Origin of the sequence: Kitasatospora sp. NPDC057965 (genome assembly GCF_042887135.1) — a bacterium.
Taxonomy (GTDB): Bacteria; Actinomycetota; Actinomycetes; order Streptomycetales; family Streptomycetaceae; genus Kitasatospora.
Genome location: NZ_JBHVPZ010000010.1, coordinates 58,907 through 80,141, shown reverse-complemented (window position 1 = coordinate 80,141; position 21,235 = coordinate 58,907). Strand labels below are relative to the sequence as shown.

At 72.1% G+C, this 21,235-nt stretch carries 21 protein-coding genes and 1 tRNA gene; 12 read left to right on the top strand and 10 right to left on the bottom strand.

What is annotated here, in order from left to right:
- Positions 1–2 precede the first annotated feature (2 nt).
- The 7 genes from galU (at position 3) to ACFVVU_RS15125 (ending at position 5,478) form a co-directional block, all read left to right on the top strand.
- Complete coding sequence (gene galU / locus ACFVVU_RS15155) at positions 3–923, top strand: UTP--glucose-1-phosphate uridylyltransferase GalU (RefSeq protein WP_380687853.1); 921 nt, start codon at positions 3–5, stop codon at positions 921–923.
- Positions 924–949: 26 nt separating this feature from the next.
- Positions 950–2,305 carry a gephyrin-like molybdotransferase Glp gene (gene glp, locus ACFVVU_RS15150; protein ID WP_387790188.1) on the top strand — a complete coding sequence of 452 codons (1,356 nt, stop codon included), beginning with the start codon at positions 950–952 and terminating at the stop codon, positions 2,303–2,305.
- 187 nt (positions 2,306–2,492) lie between these two features.
- Positions 2,493–2,948 carry a cyclic pyranopterin monophosphate synthase MoaC gene (moaC, locus tag ACFVVU_RS15145; RefSeq protein ID WP_380687857.1) on the top strand — a complete coding sequence of 152 codons (456 nt, stop codon included), beginning with the start codon at positions 2,493–2,495 and terminating at the stop codon, positions 2,946–2,948.
- On the top strand, positions 2,945–3,448 hold the full coding sequence (locus ACFVVU_RS15140) for a molybdenum cofactor biosynthesis protein B (protein WP_387790187.1): 504 nt from the start codon (positions 2,945–2,947) through the stop codon (positions 3,446–3,448). Before moaC ends, ACFVVU_RS15140 begins: the two co-directional genes overlap by 4 nt.
- Positions 3,445–4,071 carry a GNAT family N-acetyltransferase gene (locus ACFVVU_RS15135; protein ID WP_380286195.1) on the top strand — a complete coding sequence of 209 codons (627 nt, stop codon included), beginning with the start codon at positions 3,445–3,447 and terminating at the stop codon, positions 4,069–4,071. Before ACFVVU_RS15140 ends, ACFVVU_RS15135 begins: the two co-directional genes overlap by 4 nt.
- Positions 4,072–4,221: 150 nt before the next feature.
- Positions 4,222–5,250, top strand: a complete 1,029-nt coding sequence (locus ACFVVU_RS15130) for a hypothetical protein (RefSeq protein WP_387790186.1) — start codon at positions 4,222–4,224, stop codon at positions 5,248–5,250.
- 154 nt (positions 5,251–5,404) lie between these two features.
- Positions 5,405–5,478: transfer RNA gene (locus ACFVVU_RS15125), tRNA-Ala, on the top strand.
- Between the two features lie 259 nt (positions 5,479–5,737).
- Here ACFVVU_RS15125 and ACFVVU_RS15120 read toward each other — a convergent pair.
- Both ACFVVU_RS15120 and ACFVVU_RS15115 read right to left on the bottom strand, forming a co-directional pair.
- Positions 5,738–7,510, bottom strand: a complete 1,773-nt coding sequence (locus ACFVVU_RS15120) for a hypothetical protein (protein WP_387790185.1) — start codon at positions 7,508–7,510, stop codon at positions 5,738–5,740.
- Between the two features lie 47 nt (positions 7,511–7,557).
- Entirely contained in the window at positions 7,558–8,469 is a 912-nt protein-coding gene (locus ACFVVU_RS15115; RefSeq protein WP_387790184.1) for a hypothetical protein, read from the bottom strand.
- A 63-nt stretch (positions 8,470–8,532) separates the two neighbouring features.
- On the opposite strand from ACFVVU_RS15115, the gene ACFVVU_RS15110 reads away from it, so the two are divergent.
- On the top strand, positions 8,533–8,889 hold the full coding sequence (locus tag ACFVVU_RS15110; RefSeq protein WP_387790182.1) for a helix-turn-helix domain-containing protein: 357 nt from the start codon (positions 8,533–8,535) through the stop codon (positions 8,887–8,889).
- A 210-nt stretch (positions 8,890–9,099) separates the two neighbouring features.
- On the opposite strand, the gene ACFVVU_RS15105 is transcribed toward ACFVVU_RS15110, so the two are convergent.
- Positions 9,100–9,747 (bottom strand): hypothetical protein, encoded by a 648-nt coding sequence (locus tag ACFVVU_RS15105; protein ID WP_387790180.1) that lies wholly within the window; start codon positions 9,745–9,747, stop codon positions 9,100–9,102.
- A gap of 309 nt (positions 9,748–10,056) precedes the next feature.
- Between ACFVVU_RS15105 and ACFVVU_RS15100 the strand changes: the two genes are divergently transcribed.
- A complete protein-coding gene (locus ACFVVU_RS15100; protein ID WP_387790178.1) occupies positions 10,057–12,546 on the top strand; it encodes an AAA family ATPase in 2,490 nt (829 codons plus the stop codon).
- A gap of 46 nt (positions 12,547–12,592) precedes the next feature.
- On the opposite strand, the gene ACFVVU_RS15095 is transcribed toward ACFVVU_RS15100, so the two are convergent.
- Both ACFVVU_RS15095 and ACFVVU_RS15090 read right to left on the bottom strand, forming a co-directional pair.
- Positions 12,593–12,880, bottom strand: coding sequence for a hypothetical protein (locus ACFVVU_RS15095; RefSeq protein WP_387790177.1), 288 nt, complete (start codon positions 12,878–12,880; stop codon positions 12,593–12,595).
- Between the two features lie 505 nt (positions 12,881–13,385).
- Entirely contained in the window at positions 13,386–14,225 is an 840-nt protein-coding gene (locus ACFVVU_RS15090) for a hypothetical protein (protein ID WP_387790175.1), read from the bottom strand.
- A gap of 216 nt (positions 14,226–14,441) precedes the next feature.
- Here ACFVVU_RS15090 and ACFVVU_RS15085 point away from each other — a divergent pair, with 216 nt between their 5' ends.
- Positions 14,442–15,689 carry an MFS transporter gene (locus ACFVVU_RS15085; protein ID WP_387790174.1) on the top strand — a complete coding sequence of 416 codons (1,248 nt, stop codon included), beginning with the start codon at positions 14,442–14,444 and terminating at the stop codon, positions 15,687–15,689.
- A 55-nt stretch (positions 15,690–15,744) separates the two neighbouring features.
- Here ACFVVU_RS15085 and ACFVVU_RS15080 read toward each other — a convergent pair whose 3' ends face one another.
- From ACFVVU_RS15080 to ACFVVU_RS15070, 3 genes are read right to left on the bottom strand one after another with little or no spacing between them, the layout of a single operon-like run.
- Positions 15,745–16,176: a hypothetical protein gene (locus tag ACFVVU_RS15080; RefSeq protein ID WP_387790172.1), complete on the bottom strand. Its 432-nt coding sequence runs from the start codon at positions 16,174–16,176 to the stop codon at positions 15,745–15,747.
- Between the two features lie 44 nt (positions 16,177–16,220).
- A complete protein-coding gene (locus tag ACFVVU_RS15075) occupies positions 16,221–16,913 on the bottom strand; it encodes a phytanoyl-CoA dioxygenase family protein (protein WP_387790171.1) in 693 nt (230 codons plus the stop codon).
- 27 nt (positions 16,914–16,940) lie between these two features.
- Positions 16,941–17,480 carry an ATP-binding protein gene (locus ACFVVU_RS15070; RefSeq protein WP_387790170.1) on the bottom strand — a complete coding sequence of 180 codons (540 nt, stop codon included), beginning with the start codon at positions 17,478–17,480 and terminating at the stop codon, positions 16,941–16,943.
- 218 nt (positions 17,481–17,698) lie between these two features.
- Between ACFVVU_RS15070 and ACFVVU_RS15065 the strand changes: the two genes are divergently transcribed.
- Positions 17,699–18,970 (top strand): transcriptional regulator, encoded by a 1,272-nt coding sequence (locus ACFVVU_RS15065; protein WP_387790168.1) that lies wholly within the window; start codon positions 17,699–17,701, stop codon positions 18,968–18,970.
- A gap of 97 nt (positions 18,971–19,067) precedes the next feature.
- Here ACFVVU_RS15065 and ACFVVU_RS15060 read toward each other — a convergent pair whose 3' ends face one another.
- The gene (locus ACFVVU_RS15060) at positions 19,068–19,262 is read right to left on the bottom strand and encodes a hypothetical protein (RefSeq protein ID WP_387790167.1); all 195 of its coding nucleotides are present in this window, start codon (positions 19,260–19,262) and stop codon (positions 19,068–19,070) included.
- 587 nt (positions 19,263–19,849) lie between these two features.
- Between ACFVVU_RS15060 and ACFVVU_RS15055 the strand changes: the two genes are divergently transcribed.
- Positions 19,850–20,449 (top strand): hypothetical protein, encoded by a 600-nt coding sequence (locus ACFVVU_RS15055; protein WP_387790166.1) that lies wholly within the window; start codon positions 19,850–19,852, stop codon positions 20,447–20,449.
- 453 nt (positions 20,450–20,902) lie between these two features.
- Here the strand turns inward: ACFVVU_RS15055 and ACFVVU_RS15050 are convergent, their stop codons facing one another.
- Positions 20,903–21,187 (bottom strand): hypothetical protein, encoded by a 285-nt coding sequence (locus ACFVVU_RS15050; RefSeq protein ID WP_387790165.1) that lies wholly within the window; start codon positions 21,185–21,187, stop codon positions 20,903–20,905.
- Between the last annotated feature and the right edge of the window lie 48 nt (positions 21,188–21,235).

Below are 21,235 nucleotides of genomic sequence, written 5' to 3'. Positions count from 1 at the left end.
GCATGACGACGACGAACTCCCGTACCCCGGTAACCAAGGCAGTGGTCCCCGCGGCCGGTCTGGGTACCCGATTCCTGCCGGCCACCAAGGCGACTCCGAAGGAGATGCTGCCCGTCGTCGACAAGCCGGCGATCCAGTACGTCGTCGAGGAGGCGGCCTCGGCCGGCCTGTCCGACATACTGATGGTCACCGGCCGCAACAAGCGTGCGCTGGAGGACCACTTCGACCGCGCCTACGAGCTGGAGGAGCTGCTCGCCCGCAAGGGTGACCAGGACCGTCTGCGCCGGGTCCGCGAGTCCGTCGAGCTCGCCAACATGCACTACGTCCGCCAGGGCGACCCGAAGGGCCTCGGCCACGCCGTCTCGGTCGCCGAGCAGCACGTCGCCGGCCAGCCCTTCGCCGTCCTCCTCGGCGACGACCTGATCGACCCGCGCGACCCGCTGCTGTCCCGCATGATCGAGGTCCAGCAGGAGCTCGGCGGCTCGGTCGTCGCGCTGATGGAGGTCGACCCCTCCCAGATCCACCTGTACGGCTGCGCCGCCGTCAAGCCCAACGGCTTCGGCGACGACGTCTTCCAGGTCACCGACCTGGTCGAGAAGCCGGAGACCGCCGACGCCCCGTCGAACTACGCCGTCATCGGCCGCTACGTGCTCGACCCGTCGGTCTTCGACGTGCTGCGCGAGACCGAGCCGGGCCGCGGCGGCGAGATCCAGCTCACCGACGCCCTGCGCGAGCTGACCAACCGTCCCGCCGACACCGGCGGCCAGGTCCACGGCGTGCTGTTCAAGGGCCGCCGCTACGACACCGGCGACCGCGCGGACTACCTGCGCGCCATCGTCCGGCTGGCCTCCGAGCGCGAGGACCTCGGCCCGGACTTCCGCACCTGGCTGCGCGAGTTCGTCGCCTCCGAGCTGCAGGACTGACACACCGACAGAGAGCGAGTGCGCCGATGACCGGGTCCACGGAGAGCGGTACCACCCCCGCAGCCTGCTGCGACGACTCCGCGGGCCCGGCCCCGGCCACCCGCTCCGCCGCCCGTCCGGACGGTCTGTGGACCGTGGACGAGCACCTCGCCGACGTCCTGGCCACCGTCGGCCCGCTGCCCGCGATCGAGCTCCAGCTGCTCGACGCGCAGGGCTGCCGGCTGGCCGAGGACGTGCTCGCCGAGGGGGACCTGCCGCCCTTCGACAACAGCGCGATGGACGGCTACGCGCTGCGCACCGCCGACACCGTCGGCGCTGGCTCCGCGTACCCCTCGGTGCTCACGGTGGTCGGCGACATCGCCGCCGGCACCGGTGAGCTCCCCAAGGTCGGCCCCGGCCAGGCCGCCCGGATCATGACCGGCGCCCCCGTCCCGCCCGGCGCCCAGGCCGTCGCCCCGGTCGAGTGGACCGACGGCGGCACCGGGACCGGCCGCCCCGCCGACGCGATGACCGCTCCGGTCGAGGGCGAGGAGGTCCGGGTGCTGCGCCCGGTCGCCGAGGGCGCCCACATCCGCCGCCGCGGCGGCGACGTCACCGCCGGCACCCGGGTGCTGGCCGCCGGCACCCGGCTCGGCCCCGCCCAGCTCGGCCTGCTCGCCGCGGTCGGCCGGGCCACCGCCACCGTCCGCCCGCGCCCGCGGGTGGTGGTGCTCTCCACCGGCAGCGAGCTGGTCCAGCCCGGCGAGCCGGTCGGCCCCGGGCAGATCACCGACTCCAACAGCTTCGCCCTCACCGCCGCCGCCCGGGACGCCGGCGCGATCGCCTACCGGGTCGGCGGGGTGCCCGACGACGCGGCCAGGCTGCGCGCGGTGCTGGAGGACCAGCTCGGCCGGGCCGACCTGATCGTCACCAGCGGCGGCGTCAGCGTCGGCGCGTACGACGTGGTCAAGGAGGTCTTCGCCGAGTACGGCGGGGTCGACTTCCGGCGGCTGCGGATGCAGCCCGGCAAGCCGCAGGGCTTCGGCCGGATCGGCCCCGGGGCGGGCGTGCCGCTGCTGGCCCTGCCCGGCAACCCGGTCAGCGCGTACATCTCCTTCGAGCTGTTCGTCCGCCCGGTGATCCGCGCGATGCTCGGCGCCGAGGACGTCCACCGCCCGGTGGTTCGGGCGCGCTGCCCGGTGGCGCTGCGCTCGCCCGCCGGGCGCCGGCAGTTCCTGCGCGGCCGCTACGAGCGGCGGGACGGCCTGGTCAAGCCGGTCGGCGGCGCGGGATCGCACCTGGTCGGCGCGCTGGCCCGGGCGGACTGCCTGATCACCGTGCCCGAGGACGTCACCGAGCTGCCCGCCGGCAGCGAGGTCGACGTGGTGCTGCTCGACGGCTGAGCGCCGGGCCGGCGGGCGAACTCCCGTCCGCGGCGGGGCGTCTCGGCGACGCGGCCCGTCCCACGCCCGGACCGGACCGGGGGGTACGGTAGCGCGGTATTCGACCTGCGCGCCCCTGGAGCCACCCGTGACCACCTCGCCCCCCGGCGACCGCCTCACCCACGTCGACGAGCAGGGCGCGGCCCGGATGGTCGACGTCTCCGAGAAGGCCGTGACCGCCCGGACCGCCGTCGCGGCCGGCCGGGTCAGGGTCTCCCCGCGCGTGGTCGAGCTGCTGCGCGGCGAGGGCCTGCCCAAGGGCGACGCGCTGGCCGTGGCCCGGATCGCCGGGATCATGGGCGCCAAGAAGACCCCCGAGCTGATCCCGCTCTGCCACCCGATCGCGCTCTCCGGCGTCAAGGTCGAGCTGACCGTCGCCGACGACGCGGTGGAGATCACCGCCACCGTGCGGACCACGGACCGGACCGGTGTCGAGATGGAGGCGCTGACCGCCGTCGCGACGGCCGGGCTGACCGTGATCGACATGGTCAAGGCGGTCGACAAGGGCGCCGCCGTCGAGTCGGTCCGGGTGCTCGCCAAGACCGGCGGCAGGAGCGGCGACTGGACCGCCCCCGAGGCGCCCGCCGCGGAGGCCTCCGCATGAGGGCGCTGGCGGTCACCGTCTCCAACCGCGCCTCGGCCGGCGTCTACGCCGACCGGGGCGGCCCGCTGCTGGTCGAGGGCCTGCGCGCGCTGGGCTTCGCCGTCGACGGCCCCCGGGTCGTCCCGGACGGCGAACCGGTCGAGGCGGTGCTGCGCGAGGCCGTGGCGGCCGGCTACGACGTGGTGCTGACCACCGGCGGGACCGGCGTCTCGCCGAGCGACCTCACCCCCGAGATGACCGCCCGGGTCCTCGAACGCGAGATCCCCGGCATCCCCGAGGCGATCCGCGCGCACGGTCGGGAGAAGGTGCCGACCGCCGCGCTCTCCCGCGGGCTGGCCGGTGTCGCCGGACGTACCCTGGTCGTCAACCTGCCGGGCTCGACCGGCGGCGTCCGGGACGGTCTGGCCGTGCTGGCCCCGCTGCTCGCCCACGCCGTCGACCAGCTCGCCGGCGGGGACCACCCCCGGCCCGACGCCGCAGCTTCCGGGAGCGCGCACTGAACGCCGGCTGGCCGGTCGAACTCCACGAGGGGGACGTCGTGCTGCGCCCGATCCGGGCCCGCGACCAGCGCGAGTGGCAGGAGGTCAGCCGGCGCAACCGGGACTGGCTGCGGCGCTGGGAGGCCACCGTGCCGCCCGGCCCGGCGGGCCTCGCGGCGGGCCCGCGCCCGACCTACCGGCAGATGGTGCGCTACCTGCGCGGCGAGGCCTCGGCGGGCCGGATGCTGCCCTTCGTGGTGCTCTACCGGGGCCGGCTGGTCGGCCAGTTGACCGTCGGCGGGATCACCTGGGGCTCGATGTGCTCGGCCAACGTCGGCTACTGGATCGACGAGGGGGTGGCCGGACGGGGCATCATGCCGACCGCCGTGGCGCTCTCGGTGGACCACTGCTTCCGCACCCTCGGCCTGCACCGGATCGAGGTGTGCATCCGGCCGGAGAACGGCCCCAGCCGGCGGGTGGTGGAAAAGCTCGGCTTCCGTTCGGAGGGAATGCGCCCGCGTTATCTGCACATCGACGGCGACTGGCGGGACCACCTGGTGTTCGCCCTGACCGCCGAGGAGGTCCCCGAGGGGATGCTGGAGCGCTGGCGCTCCCTCAGCTCGGGTCGGCGTCCACGAAATTGAATACATGTTCGAATGAAATATCGATATGGCATCGGCGCGGCGACGGAGGGGCACAAATACCGGCAAAATAGTCGGAGAATCAGCTTGATCACACGACACGCCGTGCCAAATTGCTACCGGCCCTTCCTTCACGCCCGTACGGTGTGAATCGTGAGCAGTAGCGGCCTTATCTACGCCGTCATCGTAGGGGCCTGGGCCGCCTATCTGGTGCCGATGTGGCTCCGCAGGCAGGACGAGCTCAACGAGGCGCGCCCGACGGAACGCTTCAGCACCGCCATTCGCCTGCTGGCCGGGCGTTCGGCGCTGGAGCGGCGGGCGTCCCGGGCCCTGGGTGACGAACCGCGTGACGACGAGCAGACCAAGGACGGCCCTCCCGAACGGGACGCGGCCGTCTCCGACGACCCCGCGGCCGCACCCGCGGAGGAACCGGCGGCCCCCCGCCCGGCGGTGCGGGCCGAGGCGCGGCCGGCGCCCGAGGGCGGCGGCTCCGAACGCCGGGCCCGGCTGCTGGCCCGCCGGCGCCGGATGGTCACCGTCCTCTTCCTCGCCTTCGCCCTGGGTGCGGTGGTCGCGGCGGTGGCCGGACTGGCCTTCCTCTGGGTGCCCGCCGTGCCGGCCGTCCTGCTCACCCTCTACATCGGCCACCTGCGCCGGCTGGAGCGCCAGCGGTACGCGGTGAAGCTGGACCGGGTCCGCGCGGCGCAGGCCGCCGAGCGGCTGCGCAAGCGCGAGCAGCAGCGCGCCGAGGCCCTCGGCGCCAAGGCCGCCGCCGAGCCCGGCCCGGCCCCGGCACCCGCCGAGCCGGCGTCCGGGGCGCCCGCCGGGCGCGGACGCCCGCACCTGCGGCTCGCCACCGAGGCCGACGCGGCCCGGGCGGCCTCCGAGGGCGCGGCGGCCGTCTCGGCCTCGGCCGTGGCGGAGGCCACCGAGCACGAGGAGTGGGTCGACGGCATGCGGGAGCGCGGCGCGGCCGGCCCGGACTCCTGGGAGCCGGTGCCCGTCCCGCTGCCGACCTATGTGACGGCCCCGGTGGCCCCCCGGGTCAACGGCGGGCTCGACCTGTCGGCGCCGGGCACCTGGACCGCCGGCCGCCCGGCCGAGTCCCGGAAGACCCCGCTGTTCGACCAGTACGCCGAGCCCCCCGCTCCGGAACCGCGGCCCCGCGCCGCCAACGAATAGCTTCGAGGCCCCCTCCCCGGGGGCCTCTTCGCTTTCCGGGAGCCCTCGGGGCCGCCTGGGGACCGCCTCGGTGTTGCCGCGGTGCCGCCCCGGGGGCTCCCACCAGGGGGTGGTCACGGACCCCCTCCGAAAGGTGCTAGAGTTTCTTCTCGTTGGGGCTGTGGCGCAGTCCGGTAGCGCACCTCGTTCGCATCGAGGGGGTCAGGGGTTCGAATCCCCTCAGCTCCACCCAACGGGCTGTTCACGAATTCGGTCATGAACGGTTCACGAAATCCCGCCCAGTAGGCAACTCTGGGCGGGATTTCGTGCTTTGCGGGTCTGGTTGGGTCTGACTGCGATCTGTGGGGTGGATCACATCGCCCCGCGGGATGGCTGAGCGGAGCTGGCGGTGCGGGTGCGGGCATGGCGAAGTGGCCGTGGGACCAGAGGGTGTGTGGTCCCACGAACCGGCGTCGCGTGCTCTGTGGTTGGCCTGGCGAGTGGAGGGCTAGCCGAGTCTCGGTGGGTCCGTCTCGGGGCCTTCACGGCTGATGCCGGGCGTTGTGGGGGAGCCGTCGGTCACGTTCGGGGGTACGTGAGGGTCTGGGGTGTCGGTGATGTCGGCGAGCGTGTAGCTGTCTTCGACCCACAGACGACGCTCGCGCAGGTAGACCTCGATGGTGCGCAGGTTCTCGACCATCAGCTGGATTGCGCTGAGGAGCGTCTGAGCAACACGTCCCCGGCTCTGGCGGAGCTCCCGTTTGTCGAGGAAGGAGTCGACGTTCTTGGCGCGGCCGTTGAGTCCCTCGACGTGGCTGCGCAGGCTCCGGAAGGCCCGCTGCCAGGGTGCGCGGCCCCAGGGCATGCCCTGGCGCAGTTTCGGTGTGAGGTCGACGGGCACGCCGATGGTGGTCTGTTGGCAGATGTCCGGCCGCTGGTGCATGGGCTTGTTGGGGACGCGGATGGTGGGCTTGGCCGCCGGGTGGGCACGGCGGGAGCGCTGGTCGTCCAGGTCGATGAGGGGGCGAGGCGGATCGGCCCGCCTGCGGTGGCGGGGGCGCTGGTCGCGTTCGGCGGCCCAGGGGCACTGGACCCTGGGGCTGGTGCCGGCGGCCGGGCACTGTCGGCGTTCGACACCCTTGACGTTCGCCCGCTGCTTGAGCGGCAGGACGAACGGATCGGCTTCCTCCATGCGGGGGAGCAGTTCCTCGCGGTCCTTGCTGGTCCTTGCTGCGGCCATCAGGTGGTAGGTGTTCAGGACGCGCTGCGGGGCATGGGGACAGAGCAGGTCGCCGCCCAGAGCGGTTGCTCCGTGCCAGGGGACCTTGCGGATCATGTCGGTGCGGTAGTCGAGCACGAGATCCCAGCCGAGCGCGCGAACGGGCTGGTGGAAGGTCTCCGCGCGGGCGTGGGTGTAGGCGCGGTCCCCGGCCAGGTAGCCGGTACGCGGCAGCATCCGCTTGGTGACGGCCAGCAGGCGCACAGCCTGGGGGCCGATCTGCTTGCTGGGGGTGTGCACGGCCATGCCCATGCACAGCTGAGGGTAGGTGCCGGCGACCGCGGGGTCGGCATGTCCGGCGACCAGCAGGGTGGCGCTGTAGCCGAAGGTCTCAGTGCCGTCGCCGGAGACGTGGATGCCGGCGCTGAGCTCCAGCGAGGCGTGTCTGCGGGTGCCCTCGCGGGCCCAGACCGGAACGCTGGTGCCGTCCACGGACAGGTCGCCCTGCCAGTTGTCCATCAGGCCGCGTTGCACGGCGATGCGCACCGGGGCGAGGACGAGCCGGTTGGCGATCTCGCTCAGGCACGGTGCGGGGTCGTGGTCGTCGGAGGCGGTGTCCCAGACGGCCTTGAACCGGCCGGCCTCCGCCGGGAGCAGGCGGACGCGGCGGTCGTGGCGGGCCGGGTCGAGGACGGTGGTGATCCGGTCCCACGCGCGGTAGAAGCGCTGGGCGGAGGCGTGGGTGGCCTTGAGGTCGAGCGGGTCGACGACCTCGAGGTCGAAGACGTCTCGCCACGTGGATCCGAGACGGAACGTCATGATCTCCCACGCGTCGTCGATGTTCGTGCTGCGACGTTCGCGGGCGGCCAGGAACAGCCCGGTGAGCACGACCTTCGCAGGCAGGCCGGAAGGGCCTGGGCGGCCTGCTTCCAGGGCGTCGAGTTTGTCCAGGACACCGCTGGTGCGCACGAGGTCGTAGGCCAGGCGCACATGGGCGTCCGCGATCTTGGTGTGGAACGGTGAGGGGGCCGGGCGACGCCGCAGGCGTTCGGCGTGGTGCACCGGGTGAGGGTGGCGTACGGGCCTGCGCGGCGGGCGGTGGGGCCGGGTCATGCCCACCCCCGCAGCAGGCGGACCGCGGCGTCCTGGCCGGGGGCGGGCACCCACCGGTGGTACGGGTCGAGTGCGGCGGTGGACTTCAGGCCGGCGGCGCCGGCGATGAGGTTCGCCGGGACCCGGTCGCGCAGCAGTGCCACGATCCAGGTCGAGCGCAGGCGCTGGGCGTCCAGGCGCGGCACTCTCGGGTCCGCCGACTCGTTGCGTTTGGTCCAGTTGCTGACGAGGTTCTTGGCGCCGCTGACCTTGCGGCCGGGCGCGAACAGGTAGTCGTCGCCAGCGACCTGGGCCAGATCCGCCAGGCCCTCCTCCCACAGCGAGCGGCAGATGACCAGCCGCGTCGACTCGGGCACGGAGATGGCAAGGGCGCCGCTGGGCAGCGGCACGATGTCGCTGCCGCGGGTGGCTGTGATCTCGCCGGGCATCAGGCCGCACCCGGCGCCCAGCGCGATCAGCGCAAGGGCGCTCCTGCGGCCGGTGGTGCTGTCCGGCAGCGCTCGCGCCCACACATCCAGCCGGGTGAGCTCGCTCACGTCGTAGGGGACGGCGCGGGAACGGGCGGCGCGCAGGCGGGGGCGCGGGGCCTCGCTGCGTTCGACCCACACCAGCGCCTCGTGGACGCGGGCGAGCACGCTTGCGTACTTCTGGACGGTGGAGCCCTTCAGGTCGGTGGCGCCCGACAGGTAGCGGCTGATGGTGCGCTGCTCCAGCCACACCGCCGGATCGCGGGGCAGCCCCGCGCGTTCCGCGCTGACCGCCAGCGCGGAGGTCACCCGCAGTACGAGCATCACCGGGTACCGGACCTGCTCGGCGACTGCGGCCACCAGCATTCGCACACCGTCGGCCACGGCCTCCCATTCGGGTGGGGCGTCGTCGGGACGGTACCTCAGGATCTGCTGGCTCATGCCGGCCTCCAGCGCCACGGACCACGAGAAGCGGCTGCACAAATAGCCACCTTCACGGACATAGTGCACATCGACCTGAAGGAGCGCATCCCGATGCCCGGTGGAACGCTGCGTAGTACGCGCCCGCGGGACTTTGCCGCTGACCCGCAGGCGTGGCCCGACACGCTCGTGCCCGGCCACGCTCAGGCCCGCGTCGTGCGGGCCATCTCCGGGCGCCTGAAAGAGCACATCGAGGCGAGCGGGCTGAGCCTGCGGGAGGCCGCTGCGCTCACGGGCGTGAACCGGCAGGTCATCGCCCATCTGCTGGCGGGCCGCAGCTGGGTCGACGTGGTGACGGTCAGTCTGCTGGAGGATGGTCTCGGGGTGGTGCTGTGGCCGGGGGCGGACGCCCGGGCCTCTGTGGCGGCCGGTCGCCAATGACCGGGTGGAGGAACGCATGCGAGCGGCTCGCTTCCGCACGCCCGGGTGCCGGACGGCACCCGGGCGCTGCAAATTAGACCGCACGGCCCCCGGGTGCCGGTGATGTCGGCTACGCTCGGGCGTGCGGACCCGTTGTCAGGGGACCGTTCAGTGCCGCCGGGCTGGACCCCGGCGGCACCCCCCTTCTTGTCGTGTGTCAGGGGAACTCGTTCAGTGCCCGCGTTCGGCGACCTCCTCCGACGGCGCGCCGGGGGTCCCGGCCAGGGGCAGGGCGTACAGCCCCGGTGCCGTCTTGCGAAGCTTCCCGCGTTGGTTCAGTCGGCGCAGTGCGTTGCTGACGGAGGCGATCGGTTGCGCGGTGCCGACCAACTTATTCGTGCGGCCGAGTGACTGCAGATGTGTGATGACCGCCAGGATGTCGGCGGCGCGCATCGGCTCCTGGGAAGTGGCCAGGATCTGCAGGATGAACTGCGGCAAGGAGGGCTCTGTCCCGCCGACGGCCGACGCACCCTGCCCGTCCCCCATGCTGGTGGGTGACGGCGCCTCCTGTGGCTGCTCGCTGTCCGTCGGGTGGGCGGTGGGTCCGCTCCGGTCCCCGCTGTCGGCGGGGGTGGCGTGGGCGAGCCTGCCCATGCTCTGCTGAGCGTCGCCGCCCGGGGGTGGGGCCAGGTCCACCAGGGACTCGCGCAGATTGTCCCGGGTCCGCTCCAGCACGGTGAGATACCTCTCGGCCGTACCGAGGAGAGCCTGTACCTGCGTGACCTCCCGGCGCAGGCCCTCGATCCGCTCGTGCTGGTCGGTGATCCTTTGCTCCGCCTCGGCCGCGAGGTCCATCAGCGACCGGGTGAACGCATCCACGTGGTCCGACTCTCCTCGTGCCGTGACTGCCAGTCAGTGTGCATAGCCTAGAGGCATGAGGCATGCCGTGGGGCGCCGATGGGCGAATCATCTGCCGCCGGACCAAAATAAGCGCTCCACTGTCAACGCTGCGAAGCACCAGGGAACTTGCGATTCAAGGTCTCGTGGGCGGCGTAGGCCGGCCAGGTGGCACGATGGCGCCTCGGGAGGCAGGCGCAGAAGCCGAGGCAGGGGGTGCGTGAGGTGAGCACACGGTGGCCATCAAGGCTTCGTGTCGGCGATGAACTGCGCTACCAGGAACGGGCCTGGATGGTGACGTCCTTCAGGCAAGGCCGCATCCAGCTCACTGATGCACTCGGCAGTCACGTTCTCCTCAGCCCGCTGGCCCTCGTCAGCGACCCGGATGCCGGTCTCTTGAACGCCCGGTCCCGGCCGGACGCACCCACCCCTCCTGTGTTGGCTCGGGACGCAAGACTGTGGGAGCGGCACCTCACCGAAGTCATCACCGGTCTTCCATCGGATGCGACGCCGGGCCAACTCCCCAAGCCCGCCTACGATCTGGCCGTCACCACCCTCGCCCAGCGTGAGGCAGCGAAGGCCGCCGAACTCGCCGCGCTGGGCATCGAGGGCGCATCCGCGCGCACCGTTCGCCGTAAACGCCAGCACTACCAGAAGGCGGGGCAGGCGGCGCTGGCCGACCGGCGTACCCACCGCAGTACCCGCCCCGGATCCCGTGTGGACCCGCGCGTGATGGAATGCCTGAACCTTGCCCTGTCGCAAGCGCACGCCCGCGAGAGCGCCGCCTCCATTCGCCGCCGCACCGCATCGCTGCTGGGGCAGTTGCATCCCGGAGCGACCCCGCTCCCCTCGCCATCCACCTTCCGCCGGCTCATCGCCGCTCACGGCAGCCGCCACACGCCTGGGCGCGTGCGCCGCACGCTGGGACCGCCGGGCGCCGCCGTCGCCGTCGACACCTTCGCCCTTCCCGGAACCCGTTCCCTCGACCTGACTCTGGCCCTGGACACCGCCACGGGATGCGTCTGCGCTGCGCTGGTGCACCTGCGTGGTGCCGCCCCCGACCCGGTCGCCCTGTTCGCCCGTTGGTGCGCGCCCGCGCCGCTCAGTCTGGCCTCCCGCCAAGGCAAGCCGGTCTGGCGGCTCACGGCGGGCGTCGATACCCCGGTCATCCGGCCTCGGCGACTGGTCCTCCAGCCGCATGCGGGCGCCCGGGTGTTCGCTGAACGCTTCGCGCGCCTGGGAATCGACACCGAGTTCCCGCGCGCGACGCAGTTCCAGAACGCGGCGGCGGACATGAACGCCCTCGCCCGCCGACTCGGCCGCCACCTCTCCCGTACTCTCCCGCCGCCGGGCGCCGCGCGAGAACGAGCCGTCCAAGATCCCGTGACGGTGGCCCAGGCAGCCGTCGACGCATGGGTGGCCGAGGTGTGGCACGACTCACCGCGCCTCAGTGCGACAGCCCACCCGGTGACCCCGGCTGCCCAGTACGCGCACCTGGTGGCTCAGCACGGGGCGATCGACCTGCCCCTCGACGCCGCCGAGTACCTGGATCTCATGCCACTGCACCGCCGCAGGATCGGCCGGGACGGCATCCGTCTGCACAAGCGCCGCTACGACAGCCATGATCTCGACCCCTACCGCGGCCAGGGGCAGCACGTGCTGATCAATGTCGACGTCCGGGACCCGAACAGCATCTGGCTGCACACCGCAAGCGGCGCCCGCATCCCGGTCCCGGCCGCGGACGGGGCCGCGACCCTCGACCGGCTGCTGGCCCCTGCCTACGTCTCCGCCGCAGTGGACCGCGCCCTGCTCGCCGGCCGAGGCCAACCGGCCCTGCTGCCGCCCGCCGAACCTCGTGAGCGACCCGGGCCGCGCCCGCTGGACACCCCGCAGGGCTGGCGGCACTACCTGGAGAGCCCACTGCCGGTCAGAGACGGCACCGACCGCCTCGCATACCACGCCCAGCTGACCCTCAGCCTGCCGCTCGTCGAGGACGTCGAGCGAGCCCTGCGGCGCCAACTGGCCTTCAGCCAATACCAGATGGGAACAAGACGCGTGATCACGGTCTGCGGGCCGCCATCCAGCGGCAAGACAACAGCCGTCCTGCTCGCCGCCCGCCATCACCACCTTGAGCATGGCGCAACCCGGCCCACGGACAGCCTGCGGACCTCGAGCATCTACGTCACAGCCCGCCCCCGCCCCACCACCCGCGCACTCCTGCACGACCTGGCCCGTTCCCTCGCCCTGCCCGGCTCCGCCCGCACCACGCACGCCCTCGCCGACCAGGTCTCCGCTGCTCTGAGCGCCGGAGGTATCGACATCGTCATCATCGACGACGGCCACCACCTGCTGCACGCGGCATCGGCCGCCACCGGTGCCCTGGAGGCCCTGAGGTACCTCGCGGCACGAGTCCCGGTCACCTTCGTCATCACCGCCACCGCCGACCCGGACCACACCCCCGTCCTCCTGGACGGTTGGCTCGACCGGGTGCACGCTGCACCCCTGGGCCACGGACCCGCCTGGCATGCGCTCCTCACCGGGCTCGACGCGGCGCTGTGGCTGCGCAACCACCGCACAGGCCGCATCCACGCATTCTCCCGCCTCCTGTACCAGGCGTCCGGGGCATTGCCCGCCCGGGCCGTGTCCATCGTGCGCGCTGCTGCCGTTGACGCGGTCATCGACGGCACCGAAGAGATCACTGAGCAGGCCCTGATGCGTCACACGCGCTGGCCCGCCCTCGGTCGCCAAGAACCATATCCAATAGGCGATCTGCAGCCTTAACTCGACTGCGGACCATAATGAATGAACCATCCTCTGCATCAGGTGGTCAGTCGAGGGTGAAGTCGCCGTCAGGAAGCCAGCCGTCCAGGTACCCATCCACCAGTGCCTGGGACGCCCGCAGTTCGGCGCCCACCAGATACGGCGACAGGTCGCGGCGGCTTACCCACTCCAGCGTGACCAGCCCCGGTCCCTGCTGCTGGCAGCAGGAACCGGGACGGGCGATCAGGAAGTGTTCCTCCACACACGTCGCCGGGCAGCAGTCAGGCGCCGCCCGCCGGTGGCCCGTCACCTTTCCCCAGCGCACGGTCGACCAGCCGATCACCTGCTTGGCCAAGCGTCGTCCGGCCTCCCGACGAGACTCCGTCGGCCCCATCGTTGTGCGAGGCACATGCCACGCCGACTCCGCCGGCACCAGCGCGACCTCCTGCTTCGTGTTGATCGCCAACAGGCAGACGGACCGGGACGGCCGCAGACCAAGAGTGAGGGGCATACTTCTCAGCCTCCCCTTATGGGTGGACAAGTAGCCACTTCGGGGTGGCCGGTCACGCCAGCGGAGTACTTTCGCGGCTACTCAGCGTTGCGAGGAAGTCTCCGTGGCCGTCGGGGCGAGCAGGGTCCGCAGTGGCGTGGTGCCGGGCTTGGCGATCAGCCGGACCTTGGTGGGGATCCGTCAGTTCTACAGGTCGGCGAAGCCGTGCTCGTTCGCCGCCTGCTCTCGGCTGACCAGCCAGTTTGCCTGCTTCTCGGCGCCTGTCAGCGACCTGCCTTGGGTCGCCTTGTGGTCGGTGGCGCTGTCGGTTCATCGAGGCCAGCGCGCTGCTCGGCTTTGAGTGAATTCATTAGGGATTGAAGTCGGGTCGTGGCGCGCTACCTGCGGGGTCGGTGAGAGCGGTGCGGACCCGGCGGGCCATGGTCTCTGCGGTGGACCGTTGCCCGGGGTTGGGGTCGAGGCCGGCTCGTAGGGCACCCTCGAAGGCGGGGAAGGGCCAGGGCCGGACGGCGGCGAGGTCGTGTCGGCGGTTTGCCGCGATGTCGGCGAGGAGGTCGGGGCGACGGTTCTTCGGATCGCGGTAGTCGGTGGGTGGGGTGCGGGTCCAGGCCCAGAACAGGGAGGCGGCCAGTGACCAGACGTCCGCTTCGGGGGTGGTGGTGATGTGGTCGGTGGTGTCGAGGATCAAGGTGGCGATCTCGGGGGCAGTGGTGTGGGTCATTCCGCCGCGATGGACGTAGAAGGGCACCGGGACGGGGCCCTGGGCGCAGGCCAGGTCGATGATCCGCGTGGCGGAGCCCTCGAAGACGATGTGGTCGGGCTGGAGGTCGCCGTGGGTCCAGCCGGCGGCGTGCAGGGCGGCGAGTGCGTCGGCGGCCTCGGCGGCGGCCGTCAGGATAGAGCGGCGGACCGCGGGGGTGCCGTTGCTGCGGTGGGCGGGTTCCAGGGCGTCCCAGAGGCTGGTGCCGTCGATCCACCGCATGGCCAGCCAGGTGCCCTGTCCGTGGTCGCCGTGGGCCAGGTAGTGGTCGGCGCCGAGGGCGGCGAGCACTTGGCCCTCGCGGCCGGCCATCAGCCCGTCGGTGATCTTCAGGGCGGTACCGCCGACCTTGAAGAAGGTCGTGCCGCGTCGCTCGTGCAGGAGCTTCGCTTCGCCGTCCAGGCCGAGCTCGGTGATCAGTGGGTGCACGGGAGTCCTTCCGGGACGGCCGCCGTCCGGGCTGTCCCCTCGTGGCCAGCCTGCCCGATCGCGAGGCCGGGTGCGAGTGATGGATGTGACCGCGGTCGTCGCGGTGCCGCGTGCGGGGCGCCTGCGCGGGTGGGGCTTCAAGTTGCCCTAGGGTGTGGGGAGTTCCCGGTGGCGGCTCGCTGCCGGGACTTCGTGCTTCCCGGGGCGGAGTGGATCATGCGATACGTGCGGTTGCTGCGGCGCGGGCCCGTGCTTCTGCTGTGGGGAGCGCAGACGGCGTCGGTGTTCGGCGACCGGCTGTACGCGATGGCCGTGATGTGGATGGCCTGGGAGCGGTCGGGCGCCGGGGCGATGGGGCTGGTGGCCGTCGCCGAGTCCCTGCCGTACATCGTGCTCGGCACCGTGGGACGCCGGATCATGGACCGGTTCGCGTCGCTGCGGGCTCTGGCGGTGGTGGACGCGGTGCGGCTGGCCCTGGTGGCCGCGCTGCCGTGGGCGTGGACGGAGTTCGGCACGGCGGGCCTGATCGCCTCGGCCGCCCTGCTGGGAGTCGGCGGGGCCCTGTTCGACCCGAACCTCGGCGCGATGGTGCCGGACCTGGTCCGGCCAGGCGAGGTCCAGGCGGTGAGTGGGCTGATGGACCTGACCGGCCGGATCGCCCGGATCGCCGGCCCGGGGGCGGCCGGGCTGATGCTGGCGGTGATGCCGCTGGCCGGGCTGTTCTGGGTGGACGCGGCGACGTTCGCGCTCTCGGCCCTCGCCCTGGTGCTGCTGGCCGCCCGCGTCCGGCTGCCCGCCGGATCCGTTCCGCAGGCCGGGCCGAAGGCGGCGGGAGTGCGGCCGGGCGCCTGGTCGCTGATGCGGACCCACCCGGACACGGGTGTGGTGCTGGCCGTGCACGGGATCGGGATCTTCGCCGGGGCGGTGTCGCTGGCGATGCCCGCCCTGCTCGCGGCCCGGCTCGGTGCCGGGGCCTCCGCCTACGCGGCCGTGCTGGCCTGCACCGGGGCCGGGGCCCTGGCGGGCAACCTGGTGGCCGGGAACGTGCGGCTGCCCGGGCCGCTGACGGCGGTGTACTGCGGGGCGTGGGCGGCCTCCGGGCTGGTCCTGGCAGCCACTGGGCTGACCGGGTCGCTGCCGGTGCTGCTGGCGCTGTCCGTGCTGTCGGGGGCGGTGTCGCCGTTCCTGCAGATCGCGCTGTCCACGCACTTCGCGCTGTTCCCTCCGGTCGCCCGCAGGCGGCTGCTGACGGTGGACCTGACCGTTATCCGCACCTGCGGGACGGTCTCGATGCTGTTCGTGCCCGCGCTGGCCGCCGGCGGTCCGAGGGCCGCGTTCCTGGGCGGCGGCCTGGCCGTCGTCGTGGCCGGCTCGGCGGGCGCCGTGCTGGTGCTGGTCCTGGCCCGGGGGCGCCGGCCGCTGCCGGAGGTCGAGCCGGTGCCGGAGCTGGCGGCCCGCGACTGAGCACGGGCCGGGCCCCGCGGTGCGGGGCCCGGCCTTCGTGCTGGTGGTGCTCAGGTCAGCTGGCGAGCAGCTGCCAGTGGGTGACGGTGATGTCCTCCAGCGGGATGCCGAGGTCCTTGTAGATCCGCTGGTGCATGGCGCCGAACCAGGCGTCGCGCCGGTCGTCGAAGAACGCCTGGTCGTACCAGGCGACGCCGAGCAGGACGGTGCCGCCGCCGTTGGGGTTGCCGGGCTCGGCCTCCCAGTAGGTGCACTGCCAGTCCCAGAGCATGAGCTCCTCGGGGCGGTTGCGCAGGCGCTCGTCGGACTCGCGCAGGGACTGGATGCACCGCTCGGCGGTGGCCGCGTCGGGGCAGTAGTAGGTGCAGTCGGACTTGGCGATCGGGGTCTTGTCGGCGCGGCGGGCCGCGTCGGCGTCCTCCCCGGTCAGGACGCGGACCCGGGTCACCAGGTCCTCGCGGGTGGCGAGCTCTTCGAGGACGGTCACGTCGTTGTGCTCCTCTCGATGGGGTGTTGATCCCTTGGGTGGTGCTACCAGCCCGTCCCGCTGACCGGGTCGGGGCTGGGGCTCTGGGGGTCGCGGCGGCGGATCCCGCCGGGGGCGACGTAGCGGACGTTCAGGCCCACGCGGGCGCCGTCGCCGGCGTTGGTGCCGGAGCGGTGCAGCAGGCGGCTGTCCATCAGCAGGGCGGACCCGGCCGGCAGGGGCAGCGCGGTCGTGGCGTCGGCGGTGAAGCCGGTCGCCTGGTCGGCCCGGCCGCGTTCGGCGCCGTGCTCGGCCTCGGAGGAGAACGGCAGGTAGCCGAAGTGCTGGGAGCCGACCACGGCGTGCAGGCAGCCGTTGCTCACGGTGGCGTCGCTGAGGGCCAGCCACGCGGAGACGGAGTGGTCGGGGTCGAGTTCGACCCGGGCGTCGATGCCGTCCTGGTGCCAGGGGATCTCGAACGCGCGGTGCGGCCACTTCACCACGAGGAAGGTGTTCTCCACCGCGATGTCCGGGCCGATCGCCTCCTGGACGGCGGCCAGCAGCTGGGGGGCGCGGACGGCGGCGCGGGCCCACTCGGTGCTCAGGTGCGGGTTGCGGACGATCTCCCGCTGCTGGGCGCGGTGCTCGGTGACGAGCTGCATGGCGCGGGCGCGGGCGGTCGCAGAGGTGGACCACTCGACGCCGGTCCGCAGTCCGCGGCGGCCGAGGATGCCGTCGGCGCTGGTCGTGCTGGTCATCGGGGCTGGTCCCTTCGTGACGGGCTGCTACCGGGCGGGGACAGCGGGGCGGGTGGTTCCGGGGCGGTGCGGCGTGCGTATCGGCGGTCGGCCGCGGCGGCCGAGTGAGCTGAGGACGGCCCGGACAGCGCGGCGCGGACCGGCGAGGATCTGGCGCCGGGTCACCGGCTGGTCGGGCAGGGCCAGCTCCACCCAGACCCGCTTGCCCTTCTCGGTCCGCTCGGCTCCGTGGGCCAGGGCGAGATGCTCGACCAGCTCCAGGCCCCGGCCGCTCTCCGCATCCGTGCCGGCCCGGCGCCGCCGGGGCAACGCGGTCGAGCCGTCGTAGACCTCGACCAGGGCCCGCCGCTGCCGGACGTTCGCGTGGACGGCGACGGTGAGCATCGGCCGGCGGGAGTGCTGCACGGCGTTGGCCACCAGCTCGGAGGTGACCGTGTCGAGCGCGAGGCGGGAGTCCTCGTCGAGCCGGACGCCCCAGTCGACGACGCGGGCCCGCACCCTGCGGCGGGCGATGGGCACGGAGACCGGGTCTCTGGCGAGGAAGAAGACATGGGAGTGCACGACCACGAGGAGGAACCCTTCGGAGGGGTCGGGCTGCCGGGAAGCGTGGGAGGACCGCGTGCTGGGAAGGCTCCAGCTTTGCCCGCTCGACCAGTTGGCTGATGAACAGTCAACTCCGTCCCGGCTCCGCGTTCTGGTGCCAGGAAGGGGTGCATTTCCGCGCAGGGGGCCGCTTAGGGGGGCCAGGATCGGGCACTCGACAGGTGAATGCTTGGGGGACGGGCATGATGGCAGCAGACGGCATCGGCGCCCTGCTGAGGAGCATCAGGGAATCCGCCGTTCGCACCCGTGAGGAACAGGCTCAGCACCTGCGTCAGTTCCAAGGGGGCGAGTGGTTCGACCCCGAGAACTTGAAGCGGTGGGAGACCGAACGTCGTCTCCCGGTCCCGAGGTGGCACCAGCTGCTGGCCGACGGATACGGACGGACGGTCGAGGAGATCGTCCGTGCGGTGGCGGTATCCAGGCGCTGGCGCAGGCAGCAGCAGGCGGCCGGCAGCGGCGGGAAGGACGGCAAGGACGTGAAGCGGCGGCAGTTCCTCGGCGTGGCGGCGGCGGCGACCGGATCGGTCGCCCTGCCCGGCATCGCGGAGGCCAGACAGGGCATCAACGCCGGGCTGTCAGGTTCCGACGCCGGCGACCTCGCCTACCTGGACGGGGCGTTCGAGCGCCACCGGGGTGGCTACCACGGCCGCCCTCCCGGCAGCGTCCTCGCCCACATGCGCGAGGACCTCGGCCTCCTACGGGACGTCCTGAGCCGACCACACCCCGCCGCCACCAGGGCGGACCTCGCCCGCACCGCCGCCGGGATCACCGGTCTGGTGGCGATCATCCAGCACGACCGTGGCGACCAGCGCGACGCGCACGGGTGGTTCGCCACCGCCGAACAGGCCGCCCGCGAGTCCGGCGACCGGCACATGCTCGCCTGGGTCCTCGCCAGGCACGCGATGGTGCCCCTCAACTACGGCGCCCCGAACACCGCCGCCGAGCTGGGCGTCCGTGCCCGCACCGAGGCCGGCCGGGCCCCCACGGCCGCCGCGGCCCTGGCTGCCGCCGTCACCGCGCGCGCCCTCGCCGCCGTCGGTGACCGACAGGGCGCACTGCGTGCCGTCACCGACGCCCGCACCGTCGCCGGGCAACTGGACACAGCCCAGTCCGCCGACACCTGGTTCGGCTACCCACTCCAGAAGCACCACGTCCACCTCTCCCAGGCGTTCACCCTCCTGGGGGAGACCCGCGAGGCATACGCCGAGCAGGAAGCCGCCCTCGCCCTCACCCGCTCGCCCTCCGTGATGACCAGGGCCCTGCTGGCCATGGACACCGCGATCTGCCTCAACACCGACGGCGACCCTGCCGCCGCGGCCACCATGGCCGTGGACGTCTGGGAACAGCTTCCGGAGGCGTACCGCGACGGCCTGGTCCGCACCCGGGCCGAGAGCCTCCACCACGAGCTGTCCGGCCCGGCCCACGCCCGGCTCGGTGAAGCCCTGGCCAGCTGAGCACCAGCCGACAACGCATCCGGCGAGGCCGGGGGCCGAGAAGCCTCAGGCCCCCGGCCAAGAGAGCGCACGCACTCTCGGCCGGGGCGGGCCCCGATCACACCGAGTTGAGGCCGAGCACCTTGGCCAGCAGCAGGTAGAGGGCCACGCCCAGCGCCTGGGAGATCATCTGGCGCCAGCCCATGGGCCCGGTGGACGGCGGCTCGACCGGCGAAGCCGTCTCGCCCACCGACACCGCCTCCGACTTGCCGGAACTGGGCTGGCGACCACTGACACGACGCTTGCGACTCATCTCAGGCCCCTCCTTCGAGATCGGCACGTTGCCGACTGGCCATCAGATTTCGCATACCGGCCGCGACCAGCGCAAAGTCACATCCGCAACTCCAACGGCCTGAATCGACGTTGAGCGCTTGGGTGGGGTGTGTATCGTCAACCGACGATACACACCCCACCCAAGGCTCCCGACGATTCCCCCCGGGGCCAATGTGACTGAAGTCACTCGAAGGCCAGTGTCAGGGCGACCCGAGGCCATCAGATGCATCGGCGCGTAGCCGACCTCGGCGCGGCCCATTCGATCCACGGGGCAATGCCCGCAATAGACGCACAGTGCAGAGGGGGCGCGGTTCCCGTTCCTCAGCCATGGAAACGAATCCGGCGGGGGGCCCGGAGGAGCCCCCGCCGGGGCTTCCGCGCGGCTGGAAGCCGAACACAGCCAGCGGAAGGGCACTGGCACCGCAGTCCGGCCAGACGTAGCGAAGCGGGCGAGGCACTGCTGGATCGGCCGAAGGTCGATGGCTGTCGGACCCGCCTGCTAGATACACAGCTATGTCATCCCTCCGCCCGGCGATGTCCCGACCGCTTCGGTCGCTGCTCGACTCCATGCGGATCACTGACTGCGCGCTCCTTCACCTGCAGCTGAGTGAGCCCGCAGAGTGGAGCAACGACGAGGCTAGAATTCTCCGCTGGCACAAGGACAAGCACCGGCTCGATGCTCACTGGGGCCTCTCAGATCTCGGCAGGTCACGGCTTCAGATCGCCCATGTCCAGAGCTGGCCCGTCATCAAGGAGTTCAGCCGCCACTTCCCGCTCCTGATCGCCGAGCGTCGATTCCATGCGCTGGCCAACATCGTCCTGCTGTGCCCCGAAGCGCACGATCTATACGACGGAACCGGCTTGATCGGCACGTCAACGATGCTGGCAGCCTCAGCCCTGATGTGGGAGCGGCCTGAAGCCCTCGACCCACTCAAGATCTTTTTGCAGACAACGATCAACGCGCCTGGCGGCCACCAGACGGAGAACACCAACGTCCTGCATGCTGCCGACATCCTCACCCGTGCGCACAGCGCCGAAGTTGACCACTTCTTGGATCCTTGGGAGCAGCGCCTGCGCGACGCCCAACGCGCCATCGATCGCGATGAGGCCACCTCGATACACCCTGGCGACAGAGCGATCTTTGCGATGCCTAGGTTCAAGCTGTAGCCACCCCGACGGCCTTGGTCGCGTAGCCTCTTCCACTCTGATTGCGTTCTGGCCTACTCAGGTTGAACTCGCCTTGTGGTAGGTGCTGGTGGGCCTTGATCCCTGCGGTATGACATCAGAGTGCGATACGACAGATGCCGAGCTGCCCGTTTCCGTTGCAGACGTGCACCCGCGGCCGCTGCAAAGCCCTGCCAGCGCCGCTCGGGTAGGGCGGCCGGGGACTGGCCACAGTGTAGGGCCTGTCCGAGGAGTCCTACGGTAGCCACGGAGAAGCGGACGACGCTGTCGACCGGGCCTGTGCCAGGGCCTTCGGTGACGGCAACTCGTTAAGCGTTAGGCCACTTCGTGGGAGTGGTCTGACGGTGCAGCGGTCGGTTGCCGGTGGGCACCGCTCCGAAGAGGGACCTGCCACCGGCGGCTGCGTCGGTGAGGGGCGCCAGCACGGCCTCGGATTCAGGACTGGAGACGTTTGCGGCCAAGGCGGCGAGGCGCGGGAAGATCATCCGGGGTGGCGTGGGTGAAAGCGTCGGCCTCAAGTAGGCGATAGGTGCGGATGACGTCGGCAAGCGCGGTCGGGGCCGTGTCTGCGGAGGCGACAAGCGCGGCGAGCATCTGGGAACGGCTGACGTTCTCGCCGGCCGCGATCGCAGCCCGGACGAGGTCCTCGAGACGGTCGTCGACGGCCTGAGGCCACTCAACCAGCGTTTTGCGGCGTCGGGTTCGCCACAGCAGTTCCATGCCGTCGAGCCCCTTCTAAGTTTGGCTATATCAAATATATAGTGAGCC

What these genes read in the sequence shown, in the direction of transcription:
- ACFVVU_RS15055 (WP_387790166.1), top strand. Translation starts at nt 19,850, where the DNA reads ATGCGGATCACTGACTGCGCGCTCCTTCACCTGCAGCTGAGTGAGCCC.
- moaC (WP_380687857.1), top strand. Translation starts at nt 2,493, where the DNA reads ATGGTCGACGTCTCCGAGAAGGCCGTGACCGCCCGGACCGCCGTCGCG.
- ACFVVU_RS15140 (WP_387790187.1), top strand. Translation starts at nt 2,945, where the DNA reads ATGAGGGCGCTGGCGGTCACCGTCTCCAACCGCGCCTCGGCCGGCGTC.
- ACFVVU_RS15085 (WP_387790174.1), top strand. Translation starts at nt 14,442, where the DNA reads ATGCGATACGTGCGGTTGCTGCGGCGCGGGCCCGTGCTTCTGCTGTGG.
- ACFVVU_RS15060 (WP_387790167.1), bottom strand. Translation starts at nt 19,262, where the DNA reads ATGAGTCGCAAGCGTCGTGTCAGTGGTCGCCAGCCCAGTTCCGGCAAG.
- galU (WP_380687853.1), top strand. Translation starts at nt 3, where the DNA reads ATGACGACGACGAACTCCCGTACCCCGGTAACCAAGGCAGTGGTCCCC.
- ACFVVU_RS15065 (WP_387790168.1), top strand. Translation starts at nt 17,699, where the DNA reads ATGATGGCAGCAGACGGCATCGGCGCCCTGCTGAGGAGCATCAGGGAA.
- ACFVVU_RS15075 (WP_387790171.1), bottom strand. Translation starts at nt 16,913, where the DNA reads ATGACCAGCACGACCAGCGCCGACGGCATCCTCGGCCGCCGCGGACTG.
- glp (WP_387790188.1), top strand. Translation starts at nt 950, where the DNA reads ATGACCGGGTCCACGGAGAGCGGTACCACCCCCGCAGCCTGCTGCGAC.
- ACFVVU_RS15050 (WP_387790165.1), bottom strand. Translation starts at nt 21,187, where the DNA reads ATGGAACTGCTGTGGCGAACCCGACGCCGCAAAACGCTGGTTGAGTGG.
- ACFVVU_RS15115 (WP_387790184.1), bottom strand. Translation starts at nt 8,469, where the DNA reads ATGAGCCAGCAGATCCTGAGGTACCGTCCCGACGACGCCCCACCCGAA.
- ACFVVU_RS15100 (WP_387790178.1), top strand. Translation starts at nt 10,057, where the DNA reads ATGGTGACGTCCTTCAGGCAAGGCCGCATCCAGCTCACTGATGCACTC.